Genomic DNA, 18,155 nt, shown 5'->3' on the forward strand with positions numbered 1-18,155 from the left:
TATACCATATTTCTGAGAAGAAAACATCTCATTTCACTGTTTATTGACATATTCCTTCAAAAATATATGTAATAGAAATTGCTTATGCATCCCAAATGCTAAAAACCCCAAAACGGGATGCATATTTTTAGAGGGTGTGGCGCAACTATGCCACATATATTACATGCCGTATATTATAGTCCGCTTCTTTATCTGTAAATTACGGGATATACCACTAAAATGCAGCTATTACCGTAAACTTCCTAAAAACCATGCAGCCCAAATCATGTTTTTTGCCCTCTGGGATGCATAGCTAAAAAAAATAATTCCTAGAGATGCTTCCAGAGCCTCTTTCGGAGCAATTTCCATAGCCTAGCCGCCTCCTCAACCGGTGACAATTTGTTTCCTCTGCATTTATAAGTTAAACCACAGGTTAAACCTGACAATTTGCTAAACGCACCGATAAGGTCTTGAAAATCTAATATAAATTTAATGGTATCTTCTACTTACCGCAGCATTAACCGTGGTTCCCAGTTGGAAATGATTCTCCAAATTCAAAAAATACTCATCACACATAGTATTATTAGGACAAGCAAGAAGTAATGTATTTTTCAATATCTTGCTTTCCCCTATATGAACATCCATCCTGCTAAGTAAATCCATACCTAACAGAACATTGCCACTAGTTGCAGTAGTAACTCGGATATCAACATCCTCAAAAACTATATCAGCCACCTGTATATAATCAGCGTGTACTTTAATAGCCAGACCTGAAAAATTTCTAATAAAATCATCCGACTGAGATATAAGATTTGAAGCACTCAACTTATTAAGTGCCTCAACTCCGTGTACAACGGAGAACTTACTTCTGTCATTCTCTAAATAATAATCAATAAGATTATTAATCTGTGTTGGTGTCCAGCCAAGAGTCCTTAATGGAATCAATGTTCCAAAAGCACCTGTGTCAATCTTAACACCTGTTTTTCTTCCCAGATATGGGAACTCCAATTCAATGCCATTTATCGAACAAGCAAAATCTGTTCTAAATTCACGGGATTGCGTTAATTCAAGCTCAAGAAAACCTCTAGTCATCAAACACCTCTTCATCATCCCTATAGAATTCTGGCTGATAAATGACACTTATTTTTCCATACTTCTTAGTAATAGCATCAATCTTAGCCTCATCACGAGTCTCGTCTGTACAGAAATATAAAACTTCAATGTACTCGTCGTGAGCAGTCTTAGGATTAATATATATCCAAGCACCATATATATCTGAGATTTGTTCAAATTTAACTTTCATTCCTACAGAAAGGTCGTCTATCGTTAACTTTTTATTTGATTTCACCATTATTCTACCTCCTGTTCTAATAATATATATACATCCATTATGAACTATAATTCACCTAAACATTTGTTTCTATATACATTTTAACATCCGAAAAAGACTGTGTAAACGTGATATTTGAACAAAAACAAAACCCGATGTATTCCTCATTATACATATCGGCTTTTACTCAGCATTTGTCTATATCATACAAAGAAACACCGTCTTTGTTGCCGTTGTAAGTAAGGTCAATAATTCCTGGAAGCTTAACTGTGTATGAGTAAGTATTTGTGAGAGTTAACTTAGTCTCACCATTTTCTAAAACAAATTTTTCTCCGTCTTCATAATATGGCTCTGCATCGAAGAATGAAGTCTTTAAAACTTTCATTTGAAATAACGTTTTTATAAGTTGCGCTATTTTCGTCCATTATAGATTTAGCTTTAGTTGCTGTGTCTTCCTCAGTAAGAATAGCTCTAATACCTTCATCTTTATCTTGTATCGAAACAGCTCCGATAAGCTGAATGTTATCACCTAATTGTGAAGCGTACTCTTCAAGATTTGGCATTTCTTCAATGCAGTATGGACAATATACTGCCCAGTAGTTAACTATAGTCACGTCATAATCGCTAAAAATAGAATCCGAGACTGCATTTCCTTCATTATCTATGGTTGAAAATCTGCCATTTTCAACCGTCTCTAGTTCTGCTATTGATTCTGAAGACAAATCTTCACTTGTTTTAACAGATGTCTGTCCACACGCGACAAACATTGCTCCAGTGAATCCTATCACACATAATGTCCTAAATAATCTATTCATTTATCTACTCCTTTCGGAAACTTATTGCTACTTCTTATATAGGACATTACATATTATAAATGTATAAAAAGAGACCTAGATTTCTCTAGATCTCTAAAAATAATTTGATATTACTCTTCATCAGAATCAGAGCTTGTAGATGACTCTGATATCGAAGATGAGCTTGATGAAGAAGATGAACTTGAATTTGCATTCTTTGCTGCGTAATAAGCTGCGGTCTCCGCTTCACGTCTTGTTATAAATTCCATATCTGACTGTTTCTTTGCAATTCTAGATTCTAGATCTGAATAAGATTCAGTATTTGTTTTTGTAATCTGCTGATTCTCTCCCATTGTATAATATGTAACATATTCTTTTCCATCTGAGCCTGTGTGTGCAACGCCAAATTTTTCTCCGACTGCTCCTGTAAAACCTGTTCGTCCAAAAACTGTACCTTCAGCCATAGTAGACATTCCATGCTCTACAAAGAAATCTGCCCAAGCAGCTCTATTATAATCTGCAATAATAGTCTGCTCTAAAAGACCTCCCTTAGTAGCGCCATTAAGAGCACTGTCCTGCGCCTGCTTCATTTTTGCTAAATATGTTGCTGGAGTGTTTATAACTGAACTTGTTGCAGTTGCAACATTTGTAGCACTTGCGGAATTGCTCACAGAATCTATTGCAGCTAAAACAACTTGCTGAGCAGCTGGGCTCGCTGTTGAAAATGCCTGAGCAGAAGCAATTCTATTTTCCTTGATTCCGTAATTTACATAATGGCTAATATAACCATTTAAGTCCTCTCCATAAATAGCAGTTACATCTGCATTTGCTAAAGAATAAAAACTTACATTGAATGACACCGAAGCATCTCTACCTTCATAAATACCATTTGTTATATAATGATTAAAAAGGACGCTCTCATCATTGCCAAGCACAGTAACAATATCTGGGTATGTCTCAGCATAATATTTTGCATCAAATACTGCCTTAAGGGCAGAAATGGAATCTGATGTAAGTAAAACTTTAGTTGCCTGTGTCTCAGTTGTTGCAGCTGCAGTTGCCTCAGCTGCCTGTGTTGTAATACCTGTTGTTAATACTGTTGTAGCAACAATAGCTGCCGCTAAAAATGTCTTAATAACGTTCTTCTTCATAAATCTTTCTTAAACCTCCGAATTAAAATCGTTTAACTCTGTGTTATATAATACCCCCTCATTGCAATTTTCGTCAATCGATATAATGTTACATTTTGTTAAATATTTGTGAAAAGCCACAGAGTATGTGTATTATCTTTTTATATAAAAATAGAGACCTAAATTTCTCTAGATCTCTGAGAATATATTATAGTTAGATTTGAATCTTAGAAGATATTGAATGTAAAAAAATCCTACATACCTTGTAAAAGCGAAGCATCTATACTATTTCATATCTTGCCATTCTAGCCAATAGTTTTTTCATTGCTGGGGCTGAAGAGGCTCGAATTGAAGTCTGGCCTCAAAATATTCTGAAAGAAAAGGTATAGTTTTTAAAGGGTTGTTGCTTTAGGAAATTACGAAAAAAAGCCTTCATATGAAGACTATTTTTCAAACAACTCTGGCTCTGTCTCTTTTAATATATCCGCAAGTACCTTGTAGTCTAGATACTGCATTCCTTCCTTGCCTTGATTTATTTTATTTGAAAGCTTACTACCATAATAGATAGCCATTGCTTTCTCTAGAGAAACATTGTTTTCTTTTGCTATATAAGAAATCAATCTCTCTTCCAAGCTTTCCTGGTATACCTGTTCTAATACTTTATCATCCATTATTTAACCTCATATGAAGAACTATAAGCCAAAAGATTATCTATAGCTTTTTGTGATATAAAAGCTATCTGGTCATAAGTTTCATATACCTTGATTTCTTTCAAAGCTCTATCTCTATCCCAGATGCCTTGATGATACATATCTACAACTCTAAAAACCTTATCATCAGCTACTTTTCCAATGATGATATCATATTGTTTGTATTCTTCATTTCCATCTCTACATGAGCATACAAAATCTATCCACTCTATCAAATCATCAGGAATTGTTTTTACCTTAAAGGAATCATAATCAGCTTTCAGTTCGTAACAGTTAACTATAGACACATCCTTATTAAAACAATCATATTTTAACACCTCTCGCATTTAAATAATCTGTAATGTCATCAATAACATAGGACGTGCTTTGAGTATGAATTATATCAAAATGCTTAACTAAATAATTATTTATACAATCAACACTACTAAGCATAGTATAAACCTCGGATGGTAGTTTCCCCCACTTATTAGCACAAGCATGAATCATGTAGATTACAAACGAAAAAGATTCTTGATTTATCTATTTAATCTCCTTTGTTAAATTAACTCCTACATAAATAATATAACAGATTCCTACATAAAAGAAAAAGCCTTCAGACGAATCTGAAGGCTTTCATTTGCTGAGGCTGAGGAGGCTCGAACTCCCGACAACCTGATTAAAAGTCAGGTGCTCTACCAACTGAGCTACAACCCCATATTAAGTTGGTAAGTTGAGTATTGCCATAATAAAAAGGCATAGACTCGAAACTGGGCTAGCTGGATTCGAACCAGCGAATGCCAGAATCAAAATCTGGTGCCTTACCGCTTGGCGATAGCCCAACAAAGGACTTAAGTGCCCTTATTTAATTCGTTGCTACCGCAACAAGGGTGGGTAGAGGGGTTCGAACCCTCGACCTTCGGAACCACAATCCGACGCGCTAACCAGCTGTGCCACACCCACCATACTGATAACTTAAAAGTTATAAATGTGCCAGAAGGGATTCGAACCCCCGACCCACGGCTTAGAAGGCCGTTGCTCTATCCAGCTGAGCTACTGACACATATTAACAAATTTTGAAAATAAAGAGCGGGTGATGGGAATCGAACCCACGTATTCAGCTTGGAAGGCTGATGTTCTACCATTGAACCACACCCGCAAACTAATTATTTCCTAAGTCGGGGTGACAGGATTCGAACCTGCGACCCCCTGGTCCCAAACCAGGTGCTCTAGCCAAACTGAGCCACACCCCGATATCTTTAAGTTTGCTTCGTTCGTTTCTCTCTCGCGAACAAAAAGAAGTATATATTAGAACCCGCCTAATGTCAACAACTTTTTCGAAATTTAATTGTTAGAATTTAATAAAAAGTTTCTGATATTCAGACAGATTCTAAATCTAAAAAATTCCCCCAGGCACTGGCATACCTGGAGGCTGTAAAAGGAGTCTAATAACTTCCCCAAGAAACCCGGTTAGAAACTTAGGGAAAGGAAATAAGCAAATACAATTAAATAGCTGCGAGAGCCTTTCCTAATGCCTTACATTCTGCCTCTGCAGCCCCATCTGGAGCTTCCTGACAGATAACGCCCTCACCGTTTACTACTGTTGCGCCTGCGGCTGTCATGCGATCAACCCATTCGCGCATCCACTGACCGTCTCCCCAGCCATAAGAACCGAAAAGACCGATTGTCTTACCTGAAACAAAGCCCTCTAAATCTGTAACAAAAGGCTCCATCTCACCTTCCTCGAGCACCTCTGCTCCCATTGCTGGGCATCCTAAAGCAAAAGCCTTAGCAGATTTAAGCTCATCTATTGAAGCGTCGCCAACAAATACAACATTTGCCTCGCCGCCTGCCTCTGTAATACCAGCACCTACAGCATTTGCCATAGCTTCTGTATTACCTGATTGTGACCAAAATACAACATTTACTTTACTCATGACTTTACTCTCCTTGTAGATAGTTTAATAAATCAGACTGCTACCTCTGTAGCACTGTTTGCATAATACGAAACGATGCTTTTAATTGTGCTTCCTTTCGAAATCATGCGAACCATATCATCTTTAACAATATCAAACTTTTCAAATAACCCCTTAGCTTTAGCTGCATCGAAGTAAACCTTCCAGTAGCCGGAAACCAGGAAATTATCTCCCCCGTTTTCTATGAAGCCTTCCACGTCATGAAGTGGGTATCCCAAAAACACTCCCATCTCATGAGGAAAATCTTTTCTATCATGAACATAAGAATCATAACGCTTTTGAAAATACCTTAAGCAATATCCGAAGGCATCTGTTCTATATCCATATTTGATAAGAAAAGCTCTAACCTCGTCCTTTGAAAGATAATCCATCAACATGTCCCTATTGAATACTAGAAAGATTACCCGTTTCTTGTCATACACCAGGCGGTAACCCAACAGCCCGGAGTGCCTAAGCACCAGTCTGACTTTATCCTCTAAATCCCTAGGTACTATGAGAAGATTAGATGGTTTGAGTCCCGCAATTGTAGGTGCGCACTGTAAAACCAGCTGCAGCTCTATTTTTCGCCTGTCCATGGAACAAATCATCTCGAATACTTCTTCACACATGTTGACTTCCTCTTTCTAAGTTAGCTTTTGCTAACTGTGGTTATGTTACTCTACCCGAAGTTTGAAGTCAATACTTTTTTCACACTTTTTTTCTTAATGATAAATTGTTTCGATAGTGCAGCGCTTATTCCAAAATATGGCTCAAGCCCTGGGCTATGATTGTGACTACGTGTTCATCGGCAAGGCTGTAATATATCTGCTTGCCCTCACGACGGCTTTTTACAAGCTTGTTGGTGCGTAGTATCTGAAGCTGATGTGATATGGCTGATTGAGTCATATCTAAGGCTTCTGAAAGGTCGCAGACACATAGCTCTGATTCAAATAATGCAAATAAAATTCTAACTCTTGTGCTATCCCCAAATACCTTGAAAAGCTCTGCAAGATCGTAAAGGGCATCCTCATCCGGAAGCTCATTAAGCACTTTATTAACCAGTTCTGTATGTACGCACTGTTCATCACAACACTGTGCATGTTTTTCCATGTCTACCTCCTGAGTACTTCTCGCTTGTTACGCAAACAATAATAAATATTCTTTCGTCGACTGATGTCTCCTTCAGAAAATTTATTATTGTTTACTACAAGCTATCTTACACGTTATGTACGCGTAACGCGCGAATAGCGTTGAGCACTGCAATGACCATTACACCTACATCTGCAAATATAGCAAGCCACATATTTGCCAAACCAATTGCGCCAAGAATTAAGCAGGCAATCTTTATGCCGATGGCGAAATAGATGTTTTCATACACTATTCTCATGCATTTTTTAGCGATGTTTATAGCCTTTGCTATCTTCATTGGGTCATCATCCATAAGAACCACATCAGCGGCCTCTATGGCGGCGTCAGAGCCTAATGCGCCCATGGCGATTCCAATATCGGCCCTTGATAAAACAGGGGCATCATTGATGCCATCGCCTACGAATATCAGCTGCTCCTTTTCCTTTTTGGTAGCAAGTAGCTCCTCTACCTTTGTTACCTTATCAGCTGGCAAAAGCTCTGCGTAAACCTTATCAAGTCCTAAATCTCCTGCCACGATTTCTGCCACCTGAGCGCTATCCCCTGTGAGCATAACTGTGTTTAGGATACCAGCATGCTTCATTGCTGAAATTGCAGCCTTAGAGGTAGGCTTAAGCTCGTCAGATATAAGGATATAGCCAGCATAGTTACCGTTAAAGGCAACGTGAATAACAGTGCCTGGCTCACGTACAGACTGGGCTGTCACGCCGATTTTTTCCATCAACTTTTCATTTCCAACATTAACAGTAATGCCGCCAATAACAGCCTTCACACCATGTCCTGAGATTTCCTCAACATCAGCTACAGAGCCAGTATTTATTGGCTTGCCATAGGCTTCCTTTAAGCTCTTTGAGATTGGGTGATTAGAGTACACCTCCGCAATAGCTGTCTTCTCTAGAAGCTCTTCTTTAGTGACATTCACTGGAACAATTTTTGTAACCTTAAACACGCCCTCTGTCAGAGTTCCTGTTTTGTCCATAACGGCGATTTTTGCCTTTGAGAGCATGTCTAAATAGTTAGAGCCCTTTACAAGCACGCCCGCCTTGCTGGCGCCACCGATTCCTGCGAAAAATGTAAGTGGAATACTGATTACAAGTGCACATGGGCAGCTGATTACAAGGAAGGTAAGAGCTCTATAAACCCACTGTGACCAGTTAGCATCAATTCCTATGAGTAGGCTAACAACAGGTGGAAGCAATGCAAGTGCCACTGCTGAATAACATACAACCGGTGTATAAACTCTGGCGAATTTTGAAATGAAATTCTCTGGCTTTGATTTCTTGGAAGATGCGTTTTCCACAAGGTCCAATATCTTTGATGCTGTAGATTCACCAAATTCCTTTGTAGTTCTGATTTTAAGCACACCAGACATGTTAATGCAGCCTGATATAACCTCATCAGCTGGCTTGACGCTTCTAGGAACGCTTTCTCCTGTGAGAGCTGCTGTATCTAAGGTAGATGTGCCATCTAAAACCACGCCATCAATTGGAATCTTCTCTCCTGGCTGAACGATGATTTCACTGCCAACCTCAACCTCATCTGGATCAACCTGAGTAAGACTTCCATCAATCATTACATTTGCAAAATCAGGTCTGATATCCATAAGAGCTGATATGTTGCGGCGGCTCTTTCCAATAGCGTAGGACTGGAATAGCTCTCCAATCTGATAGAAAAGCATAACTGCCACGCCTTCGGTGTATTCTCCTAAAGCCATAGCGCCTATTGTGGCTACCGCCATCAGGAAATTCTCATCAAAGACCTGTTTATTTCTGATTCCCTTGAATGCCTTTAGCAAAATATCATAGCCAATAGTAAAATATGGAATCAAAAATAATAAGAATCTAAATATGCTTTTCTCCTCAAGAGGAAGCAACAGTAATACCACCATCATAGCAGCTGCTGCAATTATCCTCATCAATACCTTCTTTTGCTTCTTATTCATAATCGTCTCCTATAAAAAAATCTCGCAATCGTCCTCAACCTTCTTGCAGTTTGCAAGTACCTCTGCCATAACAGCCTTAACATCTACTCCTTCTTCAAACTCTACGTTCATCTTGAGAGCCATGAAATTTACAGTAGCATCTGCAACACCTGCTGTATTTTTAGCGGCCTGCTCCATCTTATTAGCGCAGTTTGCGCAATCAACATCAATCTTATATGTCTTTTTCATATTAAATTCCTCCGTCCCCATTTGGGCTTTCTTTTCATTTTTACATATGAGCACTTGTTCATATGTTTGATTAAAATATAAACCTGCCGACAAAATCTGTCAACAGGTTTACTTATAAAAAATATTAAGAACACAATTATTTAACAATATTGTATACATAGTCAGCAATGAGCTTATATCCCTCAGCGTCGAAATGAATACCATCACGGTAATTCTTTTCGTGACCAACTGTAACAGAATACAAATCGATTACATCTACCCCCTCTTCACTGGCAACCTTCTCTACTATGTCTCTAATCTCTCCTGAAACCACTTTAGGCTGAACCTGATATTCCGCAATATTGCTTCCATCCAGCGAAAAACAATAAGGAGAAATCATAAGGTACACAGTAGGCTTTGTATTCAAATTACGATAGGTCTGTACCAGATTTCTGATACCCTCTTCGTAAGATTTAGCATCCCAATTGTAGGTTTTAGAATCGTTGGTACCCAACATCAAAATGACAATATCAGGCCTAGACTCTAAAGACTTTTTATATGCATTTGATTCGATATAAGGCACATCTCCATCAGCTGATGCAGTGGCATTTCTCACACCAAAATTGCTAACAAGATGTGATGTTCCAAGCTTTTTCTGGAGCTGGGCAGGGTAAGAATCCATCTCTCTGGTCTTGATTACGCCACTTCCGTAGGTGAGGCTATCTCCTACGCAGGACACCCTGACTCGCTCGTCGCTTCCGCCAAAAAAGCCCGAATTAAACAAAACAAAAAATACCAGTACAACTGCTGCAAGTAATATAACCATTTTTCTTTGTATAAACCCTCTTATAATTTCCATACTTTATATACTAACACTAAACCATAAAACTTAAAAGCCCGCGGAATTAACCGCGGGCAAAATTAAGAGAATAATATGAAGATAGTAAACCTTCATTACTTAATTGCATTTTTCTTGTTGTTAAGAATTTCAAAAACTACAGCGCCTAGAAGAACCACTCCCTTTACAACCTTCTGCCAGTTAGCATCGATTCCCATAAGGGACATACCAAGGTTGATTACACCGATAAGTGTAGCACCAACAATCATTCCGAATACTGTACCAGAACCACCATAAGCACTTACGCCACCAACTACGCAGGCTGAAATTGCATCCATCTCGTAGTTTGTACCAGCTGTAGAGTTTGCAGCCGAGAAACGTGACATTGTAAGGAATGCAGATATAACTGTAAGCACTGCCATGTTAAGGTATGCAAGGAACATGATTCTCTTGGTGTCGATACCTGAAAGTCTTGTTGCCTCTGAGTTACCACCGATTGTGTAGAAGTAACGTCCTACATCTGTCTTAGATGTGATGAAGCTGTAGATAAGAACGATTACTGCCACCCAAATGAGTGCGTATGGAATACCACCTGCAAGTGCGAATTTGTATGCAAATAGCATAATTACAAAATCAATAAGCACGCATTTGATAATAACTGCAAGGAGGCTATCAGCTACATATCCCTTCTTAAGCTTTGTTGAACGGCTTCTGAAAAGAAGTAATACAACAATAACTGAAGCGATTAGACCAGCCACAATACTTGTCATATTGTACTGAACGCCGTTAATTCTTGGACCACCAAAAAGATCGTTCATCTTGCCTGTAAACATTGCGCAAAATTCCTTTGGAAGTGGGCTGATGTTTGAAGCACCGTGCATCAAAGCTACGCCCCAGCCACGAAGTGCAAGGAAGCCTGCAAGTGTTGCAATCCATGGTGGAATGTTGATGTAAGCAATTACAAATCCAAGAACGCATCCATAAATCACACCGATAAGAAGCATCACCAATATTCCTACTGGAGTAGATGCTTTCATATCTACCATAACCTTTGCACCGATAACACCTACGAAGCAAACAAAAGAACCGCAGGACAAATCGATGTTACCACCAGTAAGCATACACATCAGCATACCTGTTGCAAGAACATATACATATGCGTTTTGTGTAATCAGCGCATTGAACTGGCTTGGAAGAAGCATTGTACCATTTGTCATCACATTAAAGAAGAGGACAACAAGGACCAGTACAATGAGCATTGTGTTTTCTTTAAATACTTTTAATACTTTGTCTTTCACTATTTTGATCCTCCCTTCCTACTTCTTTTCTCTCTTTGAAACTACATCAAAGATAACCGCTATAAGAAGTACAAGTCCCTTTACTACCTTTTGGTAATTGGCGTCAACACCCATGATTGACATACCCTGGTTGATAACACCCATCAGAAGGGCACCGATGATTGCTCCAAATACTGAACCTGTTCCGCCGTAAGCACTTGCTCCACCGATGAAGCAGGCACCGATAGCATCCATTTCGTAGAACATACCGTAGGTAGGCTGAGCACTTGCAGCACGAGCTACTGTAAGGATACCAGCTAAAGCTGTTAAAAATCCCATATTCGTATATGCGAAGAAGTAAACCTTCTTTGTGTTGATACCTGAAAGCTGTGTAGCCTTCTCATTTCCACCTACTGCATATAGGTAACGTCCCATTGTAGTCTTTGTGGTGAAATAATGATATGCAAGAACTACTATGATAATCCAGATGAGTGATGTAGGAATACCCTTGTAGCCTGCAAGCTTGTAAGAAAGGAACAGGATTACTGCTGAAATAGCAACAAGCTTAACATAAAAGCCAACTGCTGATGTTGTAGCATATCCCTTTCTTGCTGCTGAAATTCTGCTTCTAAGAGAACCCAGAACATACACAGCTACTGCAATGATTCCTGCCAACATACATGTGGTGTTAAGCTTTGCACCGTGGAAGAAATCTGGAATGTAGCAATCGGCTCCACCGCCAAACACATTAAGATAGGTTGTGTTTGTAATTGAAACTGCATAACCGTTAAGGACTACATTCGATAATCCTCTGAAGGCGTACATACCAGCAAGTGTAGCGATAAATGGTGGAACATTTACATAAGCTACCCAGAAGGCCTGCCATGCACCTACTGCAATACCTACAAGAAGCATTACAAGCACGGTGAACCAAACGTTCATACCTTTGCTCATCATAACAGCGCCGATACCACCTACGAAGCAAACCACTGAACCAACGGAAAGATCGATGTTACCACCTGTCAAAATACACATCAGCATACCTGTTGCAAGCACGAACACGTAAGCATTCTGTGAAAGCAGGTTATTGATGTTTTGTGGTAGTAAGATTGTTCCGTTTGTACCAACATAAAAAATTGCGATGATAACCACCAGGGCGATAACCATGGTGTATTTTTTGATGACTTCTGAAAATTTGAATGAAACCATGTTTTCTCTCCCTTCTATGATTTTAAGATACATGACATGATGCTTTCCTGAGAGGCCTCCGCACCAGCCATCTCACCAACCATCTTGCCTTCATTCATAACGTATATACGGTCTGACATTCCAAGAACCTCTGGAAGCTCTGAAGAAATCATAATTACCGATTTTCCTGCTGCAACCAAATCATTGATAATGCAGTAGATTTCATATTTAGCACCAACATCGATACCACGAGTTGGCTCGTCAAGAATAAGTACATCTGGGTTTGCAAACATCCATTTTGCAAGAAGCACCTTTTGCTGGTTACCACCTGAAAGATTACCAACGTTCTGCTCTACTGTAGGACATTTTGTTTTAAGCTTGTCCCTGTATTCCTCTGCAACCTGATATTCCTTATCCTGGTCAATAACGTGCTTGCTACAAATTTCTGAAAGATTTGCAAGGGTTGTATTAATCTTGATAGGATTTGTAAGAACAAGTCCGTTGCCCTTTCTATCCTCAGTAACATAAGCAATTTTATGCTTAATGGCATCCTTGATGTTCTTAAGCTTAACCTCCTGGCCATTTAATAAAAGCTGACCAGAAATGTTTGTGCCGTAGGCCTTTCCAAATATACTCATTGCAAGCTCTGTACGTCCTGCACCCATAAGACCTGCTATACCAACAACCTCGCCCTTGCGGACATTCATTGATACACCGTCAACCACCTTTCTTTCAGCAAACTGTGGATGATATACGGTCCAATCCTTGACCTCCATTGCGACATCACCAATATGAACATTATGTCTCTTAGGGAATCGATCTGTCATTTCACGACCAACCATGCCCTTGATAATTCTGTCTTCAGTGATCTCATCAACGTTCTTATCAAGTGTCTCAATTGTAGAACCATCACGGATAACTGTGATTTTATCTGCTACGTAAGAAACCTCATTAAGCTTATGAGAAATGATAATGGATGTCATTCCCTCCTGCTTAAACTTAAGTAACAAATCAAGAAGTGCCTTTGAATCTGTCTCGTTAAGAGATGATGTAGGCTCATCAAGAATCAAAAGCTTTGCATGCTTTGCAAGAGCCTTTGCAATTTCAACCAGCTGCTGCTTACCAACACCGATATCCTTTATAAGAGTACGGCTGCTTTCTGTAAGTCCAACCATTTTTAGGAACTTGTCTGCCTCTGCATAAGTTTTGTCCCAGTCAATTGCTGCCTTGCTTCCCTGCTCATTTCCAAGGAACATGTTCTCTCCAATTGACATGTAAGGAATAAGTGCAAGCTCCTGATGTATGATAACGATTCCCTTCTCTTCGGAATCTTTAATTTTCTGGAATTGGCAAATCTCACCATTGTATACGATATCTCCAGTGTAAGAACCAAATGGATAAATACCACTTAATACGTTCATAAGAGTAGATTTTCCCGCACCATTCTCGCCAACAAGAGCGTGAATCTCGCCTTGCTCTACTTTAAGATTAACGTTATCAAGGGCCTTTACTCCAGGGAACTCTTTGGTGATATTTTTCATCTCAAGTAATATATTTCCCACTTAAGTCTCCCTCCTTATATCTTTTTGCTATCTTCAAGATATTCTCTTAAAAATAGGGCGAGCAGTGCTCGCCCCGCTAAAACCCATTCATATTATTTCAACTGATCTTCTGTATAATATCCAGAATCGATAAGAAGCTCTTTGTAGTTGTTTGCATCTGCAAATACAGGATCGCAAAGGTATGAAGGAATTACTGCATTACCATTGTTGTATGTCTCTGTATCGTTAACATCTACTTCCTCACCATTAAGAATCTGGCCTACCATCTTAACAACCTGCGAAGCAAGTGTACGTGTATCCTTGAATACTGACATTGACTGCTTTCCAGCGATCATGTTCTTTGTATTTTCAATATCGCAATCCTGACCAGTTACGATTGGATATTCACCGTTGTAGTTTGCTGCAAGAGCGTTCTCAACACCAAGTGCTGTAGAATCGTTTGAGCAGAGGCAGATGTCAAGGTCTGTGCCATCAGCGTAGTAAGAAGAAAGGATATTCTCCATACGTGACTGAGCTGTCTCTGTAGCCCACTGTGCTGTAGCAACATCAGAGAACTCTACCTGACCAGACTTAACTGTGATTGTTCCGTTGTCGATGTATGGCTGAAGAACATCCATAGCGCCCTGATAGAAGAAACCAGCGTTGTTGTCGCCTGGGTCACCAGCTGTGATTTCCATTGTGAACTTATCAGATGTGTTCTTAAGGTCTAATTCCTTCTCAATATATTCACCCTGAACTGTACCTACCTTGTAGTTATCAAATGTTGCGTAGTATGAAACAGCGTCTGTGTTCATAATCAAACGGTCATAAGCGATAACTGGGATACCAGCTTCTGCTGCCATATCCATAGCCTCACCAAGTGATGAAGCCTCGATAGCTGCAACTACAAGTACGTTACATCCTGAGTTAATCATGTTCTCAATCTGAGAAATCTGTGTCTGTACATCGTTTGAAGCGTACTGAAGATCTACTGAATATCCTGCAGCCTCAAGCTCCTTCTGCATGTTAGCGCCATCCTGGTTCCATCTCTGGAGATCCTTTGTAGGCATTGCAACACCAACCTTTGTGCCGCCAGCTGTGCTTGTCTCTGTAGACTCAGTAGCTGTTTCCCCACCAGCTGCTCCTGTGTCTGTTGTCTCTGTGCTTGTACCGCAGCCTACAAACATTGAAGCTGCAAGAGCACCTGTCAATAGTACACTTAATAACTTTTTCTTCATTTCGAAAAACCTCCCTTTCGTTTTAGGTGTGTTTGTTACTAAAAATAATGTAACAGATGGACAGCTGAAAATGGTTGTTACTTTCTTCATATTTTTGTCATGATTTTCTAGGACATAAAAATAGGACTAGCATTTTTTTGTGCTAGTCCATTTTTACAATCACAATTTTTTACTAATACCCTCATCCGCCCCTTCGGGGCACCTTCCCCCAGAGGGGGAAGGCTAAGGGGTCATTCCACATTCATATACACATCCTCATGTGAATGAAATCCCCCTGCAATAATCACATCATCGATATTATCCTTTGTTACTGCCACAGGATTTATGGTAACGTATGGCACCTCATGGGAGCCATCACTTATAGTAGTTTCCACTGATAGAGCTTGGCCTAATGCCAGCTTGTAAGAAAGCTCTGCTGCCTGCTTGGCAAGCTCACCTACAGGCTTGTACACAGTCATAAGCTGGGTGCCCTCTACTATGTGTTGGCAGGCTGGTAAATCTGCATCCTGCCCTACTACTGGAACTACCCCGGCAAGCTGGCTTACAGCAAGTGCTCTGATAACAGATGTGGCCACATCATCATTTCCACACATGATGGCATCAGCCTGTCTGATAGTGTCCATGTTGTCGTACACATAAGCTCCACCAAGCTCGGCCTTCCAGCCATCGCAATAATAGCTGTCGATAATCTCCACATTGTGCTCTTTTATCACTGAATCAAAGCCATCGCTTACAAGAGACACATTGTTGTCTGTGTGTGGGCCGCAAATTTTTACTACCTTTGTTGCGCCTGCATCTACCAAAGCTTCCCCAAGCATCTGCCCCACCATATTGTTGTCAAAGGATATGTATAGGTCGGTGTCTGCATTTGGAATCAATCTATCGTAGGATACTACAGGAATATCTTTTTCATGGGCTAGTGCCACGGCGTCCCCCAGCACGCTACCATCAACAGGAATAATGACCAGGCAGTCTACCCCTTTATCCACAAGATACTCTATCTGCTCAATCTGCTTATCCACATCACCGTTGGCATTTTGAACATTCACTGTAGCCCCAAGCCCTGATGCTGTGTCTACAAACACATCTCTATCCTTTTCCCAGCGTTCAATTACAAAGGAATCAAAGCATAAGCCAATTTCTATACCATCCTTATCCTTCGTTTGGGGCTTGTCTGCCTTTGCGGAAATATTCCCGCACCCACTAAATAGCAACGTTGATGCAGCTACAAGTGATATTATTTTTGTAAAACCTTTCATACATTATTCCCTCTTTATATATTCAACCCTTAGCATAATCAGTAGGTGTCTTTCCTGTATATTTCTTAAAGTTTCTAGAGAAATAATTTGGATCCGGATATCCTACCTCAAGTGCAATTTCCTTCATGGATTTATTTGTTGTCTTTAGCAGATTTTTTGCTGCCTCAATTCTAAGCTTTGTCAGATAATCAATGAAGTTTTCTCCCGTTTCCTCCTTGAATACCTTTGAGAAATAATAAGAGCTTATGTTTACCACCCTGGAAACATCATCTAGCGTAAGCTCCTTCATATAGTTTTCATCAATGTACTGCTTGGCCTTGTTTACTGCACTCATGGATTGCTCCTCGTGCTTGTTTGAAACCCAAAAGGCTGCAGCCTTTATCTTTTCCACAAACCATCTGTTTACCTCTGAAAGCCCTGCAAGACTCAGCAGCTCAGACAGGTAATTAGACCTGCTTTGGAATTCATACATTCTGCCTGTCTTTTCATATGCAAGATGCTCTGACCAAAGGACAAATTCCAAGCATTTCAGCCTGATACTGTCATTGTCATGGGAATAATTTTCCTCCATCCATTCAAAGAAGGTCTGGGCCAAGGCTGTAGATTCGTTAACATTCCCCAAGGTTACCTCGTTAAACAGCCTCTTTTCCAAATCCATTGGGTAATCCTCTTCATATCTGCAGGCCACAGGCATATCATCCACATGCGCCACATGACTGGTGGTGGCTATCAGCACTGAATTGCCTTCCTCATAGGATTCGCTCATTCGCTCCAGAGGCTTCACCGAACCAAAACCAATTCGAAAATCCATATCAAATCTGTCAGATAGCTTTCTACATAGGGCTCTGGCATTTTCCACCACCTGGTTTCTTTCGTTGTAGGAAAGGGTTGGTGAGTCTGTTGGGATGAGGATTGGGATTTTATTGGACATAACAGCACCCATAATTCCCTTTATGTAATCCTCTGTTATGGTGTGGATTTCCCTGTAAGCCTTCTGAGCCTGAATGGATACAGCTACGGCACTTGTCATATAGTTGCCCACCAATTCTCTACCAAACACCATGCATGCCATATAGCCATATTCTGAATCGATGCCAAGAAGAGTTTTGTAATTATCTATATCTTCCTTGAAATATTCCTTGAAAAGCAAATCCTGAATAAGGCCGTTTTCAATGATAGGAACTACAGTCTCAAGCTTCTCTCTTACCTGCAAATCGTTGCTACGTTTTTTGCGCTCCCCATCGATTTGCCCCATAGCCTTGTTTAGCACATCAAGGATTGCCTCTCTACTAACAGGCTTATTAAGATAATCAAGGACTCCTAGTGATATTGCTTCTTTGGCATAATCAAATTTATCGTACGCAGTCATGACGATAAACACCACATGATGATTGGTTCGCCTGATCTCACGCATAGCCTCGATGCCATTTATACCAGGCATCTGGATATCCATAAAAGCAATATCTGGCTGAAATTCTTCCGCAACCTCTATTACCTGGCGACCAGTTTTGGCCGTGCGAATATCGCAATTGCTGCCGTATTCTTTTTCAATTATGAATTTTAGTGAATCGATGACAATCCCCTCGTCATCGGCTAGTAGTATTTTGTACATGAAAAAACCCTCATCAGTCAGCTGCGCTGACAG

At 40.0% G+C, this 18,155-nt stretch carries 20 protein-coding genes and 6 tRNA genes; all 26 read right to left on the reverse strand.

What is annotated here, in order from left to right; translation table 11 throughout:
- Positions 1-468 precede the first annotated feature (468 nt).
- The 26 genes from BM097_RS03685 to BM097_RS03810 all read right to left on the reverse strand — a co-directional run bounded on the left by BM097_RS03685 (position 469) and on the right by BM097_RS03810 (position 18,122).
- Complete coding sequence (locus BM097_RS03685; protein WP_090546020.1) at positions 469-1,071, reverse strand: pepsin/retropepsin-like aspartic protease family protein; 603 nt, start codon at positions 1,069-1,071, stop codon at positions 469-471.
- Positions 1,064-1,330, reverse strand: coding sequence for a hypothetical protein (locus BM097_RS03690; RefSeq protein ID WP_090546023.1), 267 nt, complete (start codon positions 1,328-1,330; stop codon positions 1,064-1,066). Before BM097_RS03690 ends, BM097_RS03685 begins: the two co-directional genes overlap by 8 nt.
- A gap of 166 nt (positions 1,331-1,496) precedes the next feature.
- Positions 1,497-1,694, reverse strand: coding sequence for a hypothetical protein (locus tag BM097_RS03695; RefSeq protein WP_090546025.1), 198 nt, complete (start codon positions 1,692-1,694; stop codon positions 1,497-1,499).
- Complete coding sequence (locus BM097_RS03700; protein ID WP_090546027.1) at positions 1,648-2,124, reverse strand: TlpA family protein disulfide reductase; 477 nt, start codon at positions 2,122-2,124, stop codon at positions 1,648-1,650. Before BM097_RS03700 ends, BM097_RS03695 begins: the two co-directional genes overlap by 47 nt.
- Positions 2,125-2,234: 110 nt before the next feature.
- The gene (locus tag BM097_RS03705; protein WP_090546029.1) at positions 2,235-3,254 is read right to left on the reverse strand and encodes a hypothetical protein; all 1,020 of its coding nucleotides are present in this window, start codon (positions 3,252-3,254) and stop codon (positions 2,235-2,237) included.
- A gap of 422 nt (positions 3,255-3,676) precedes the next feature.
- Complete coding sequence (locus BM097_RS03710; protein WP_044937206.1) at positions 3,677-3,904, reverse strand: hypothetical protein; 228 nt, start codon at positions 3,902-3,904, stop codon at positions 3,677-3,679.
- Positions 3,904-4,269: a DUF3990 domain-containing protein gene (locus BM097_RS03715; RefSeq protein WP_090546031.1), complete on the reverse strand. Its 366-nt coding sequence runs from the start codon at positions 4,267-4,269 to the stop codon at positions 3,904-3,906. The genes BM097_RS03710 and BM097_RS03715 overlap by 1 nt, the downstream gene beginning before the upstream one ends.
- Entirely contained in the window at positions 4,247-4,429 is a 183-nt protein-coding gene (locus BM097_RS16915) for a DUF3791 domain-containing protein (RefSeq protein WP_242830186.1), read from the reverse strand. The genes BM097_RS03715 and BM097_RS16915 overlap by 23 nt, the downstream gene beginning before the upstream one ends.
- Positions 4,430-4,563: 134 nt before the next feature.
- Positions 4,564-4,636, reverse strand: a tRNA-Lys gene (locus BM097_RS03725).
- A 53-nt stretch (positions 4,637-4,689) separates the two neighbouring features.
- A tRNA-Gln gene (locus tag BM097_RS03730) sits at positions 4,690-4,761 on the reverse strand.
- Between the two features lie 47 nt (positions 4,762-4,808).
- Positions 4,809-4,882 (reverse strand) — tRNA-His (locus tag BM097_RS03735).
- 26 nt (positions 4,883-4,908) lie between these two features.
- Positions 4,909-4,982: transfer RNA gene (locus BM097_RS03740), tRNA-Arg, on the reverse strand.
- 25 nt (positions 4,983-5,007) lie between these two features.
- Positions 5,008-5,078 (reverse strand) — tRNA-Gly (locus BM097_RS03745).
- 19 nt (positions 5,079-5,097) lie between these two features.
- Positions 5,098-5,172: transfer RNA gene (locus BM097_RS03750), tRNA-Pro, on the reverse strand.
- Positions 5,173-5,424: 252 nt separating this feature from the next.
- On the reverse strand, positions 5,425-5,856 hold the full coding sequence (locus BM097_RS03755; protein WP_090546033.1) for a flavodoxin: 432 nt from the start codon (positions 5,854-5,856) through the stop codon (positions 5,425-5,427).
- Positions 5,857-5,888: 32 nt separating this feature from the next.
- Positions 5,889-6,503, reverse strand: coding sequence for a DUF3793 family protein (locus BM097_RS03760; RefSeq protein ID WP_090546035.1), 615 nt, complete (start codon positions 6,501-6,503; stop codon positions 5,889-5,891).
- Between the two features lie 124 nt (positions 6,504-6,627).
- On the reverse strand, positions 6,628-6,984 hold the full coding sequence (locus tag BM097_RS03765; protein WP_090546037.1) for an ArsR/SmtB family transcription factor: 357 nt from the start codon (positions 6,982-6,984) through the stop codon (positions 6,628-6,630).
- Positions 6,985-7,090: 106 nt separating this feature from the next.
- Positions 7,091-8,962, reverse strand: a complete 1,872-nt coding sequence (locus BM097_RS03770) for a heavy metal translocating P-type ATPase (RefSeq protein ID WP_090546039.1) — start codon at positions 8,960-8,962, stop codon at positions 7,091-7,093.
- Between the two features lie 9 nt (positions 8,963-8,971).
- Positions 8,972-9,190, reverse strand: a complete 219-nt coding sequence (locus BM097_RS03775; protein ID WP_090546040.1) for a cation transporter — start codon at positions 9,188-9,190, stop codon at positions 8,972-8,974.
- A 136-nt stretch (positions 9,191-9,326) separates the two neighbouring features.
- Entirely contained in the window at positions 9,327-10,028 is a 702-nt protein-coding gene (locus BM097_RS03780) for a GDSL-type esterase/lipase family protein (protein ID WP_090546041.1), read from the reverse strand.
- A 95-nt stretch (positions 10,029-10,123) separates the two neighbouring features.
- Positions 10,124-11,266, reverse strand: a complete 1,143-nt coding sequence (locus tag BM097_RS03785; RefSeq protein WP_090546201.1) for an ABC transporter permease subunit — start codon at positions 11,264-11,266, stop codon at positions 10,124-10,126.
- Between the two features lie 57 nt (positions 11,267-11,323).
- On the reverse strand, positions 11,324-12,493 hold the full coding sequence (gene mmsB, locus BM097_RS03790; protein WP_242944652.1) for a multiple monosaccharide ABC transporter permease: 1,170 nt from the start codon (positions 12,491-12,493) through the stop codon (positions 11,324-11,326).
- A 14-nt stretch (positions 12,494-12,507) separates the two neighbouring features.
- On the reverse strand, positions 12,508-14,034 hold the full coding sequence (gene mmsA / locus BM097_RS03795; protein WP_090546043.1) for a multiple monosaccharide ABC transporter ATP-binding protein: 1,527 nt from the start codon (positions 14,032-14,034) through the stop codon (positions 12,508-12,510).
- 92 nt (positions 14,035-14,126) lie between these two features.
- Positions 14,127-15,251 carry a multiple monosaccharide ABC transporter substrate-binding protein gene (gene chvE, locus BM097_RS03800; protein WP_090546045.1) on the reverse strand — a complete coding sequence of 375 codons (1,125 nt, stop codon included), beginning with the start codon at positions 15,249-15,251 and terminating at the stop codon, positions 14,127-14,129.
- Positions 15,252-15,481: 230 nt separating this feature from the next.
- Positions 15,482-16,510 (reverse strand): sugar ABC transporter substrate-binding protein, encoded by a 1,029-nt coding sequence (locus BM097_RS03805; RefSeq protein ID WP_090546047.1) that lies wholly within the window; start codon positions 16,508-16,510, stop codon positions 15,482-15,484.
- 22 nt (positions 16,511-16,532) lie between these two features.
- Positions 16,533-18,122: a response regulator transcription factor gene (locus BM097_RS03810; RefSeq protein WP_090546049.1), complete on the reverse strand. Its 1,590-nt coding sequence runs from the start codon at positions 18,120-18,122 to the stop codon at positions 16,533-16,535.
- Positions 18,123-18,155: the final 33 nt, after the last annotated feature.

The sequence above is a fragment of the Pseudobutyrivibrio sp. OR37 genome, assembly GCF_900113655.1.
Lineage (GTDB): Bacteria > Bacillota > Clostridia > Lachnospirales > Lachnospiraceae > Pseudobutyrivibrio.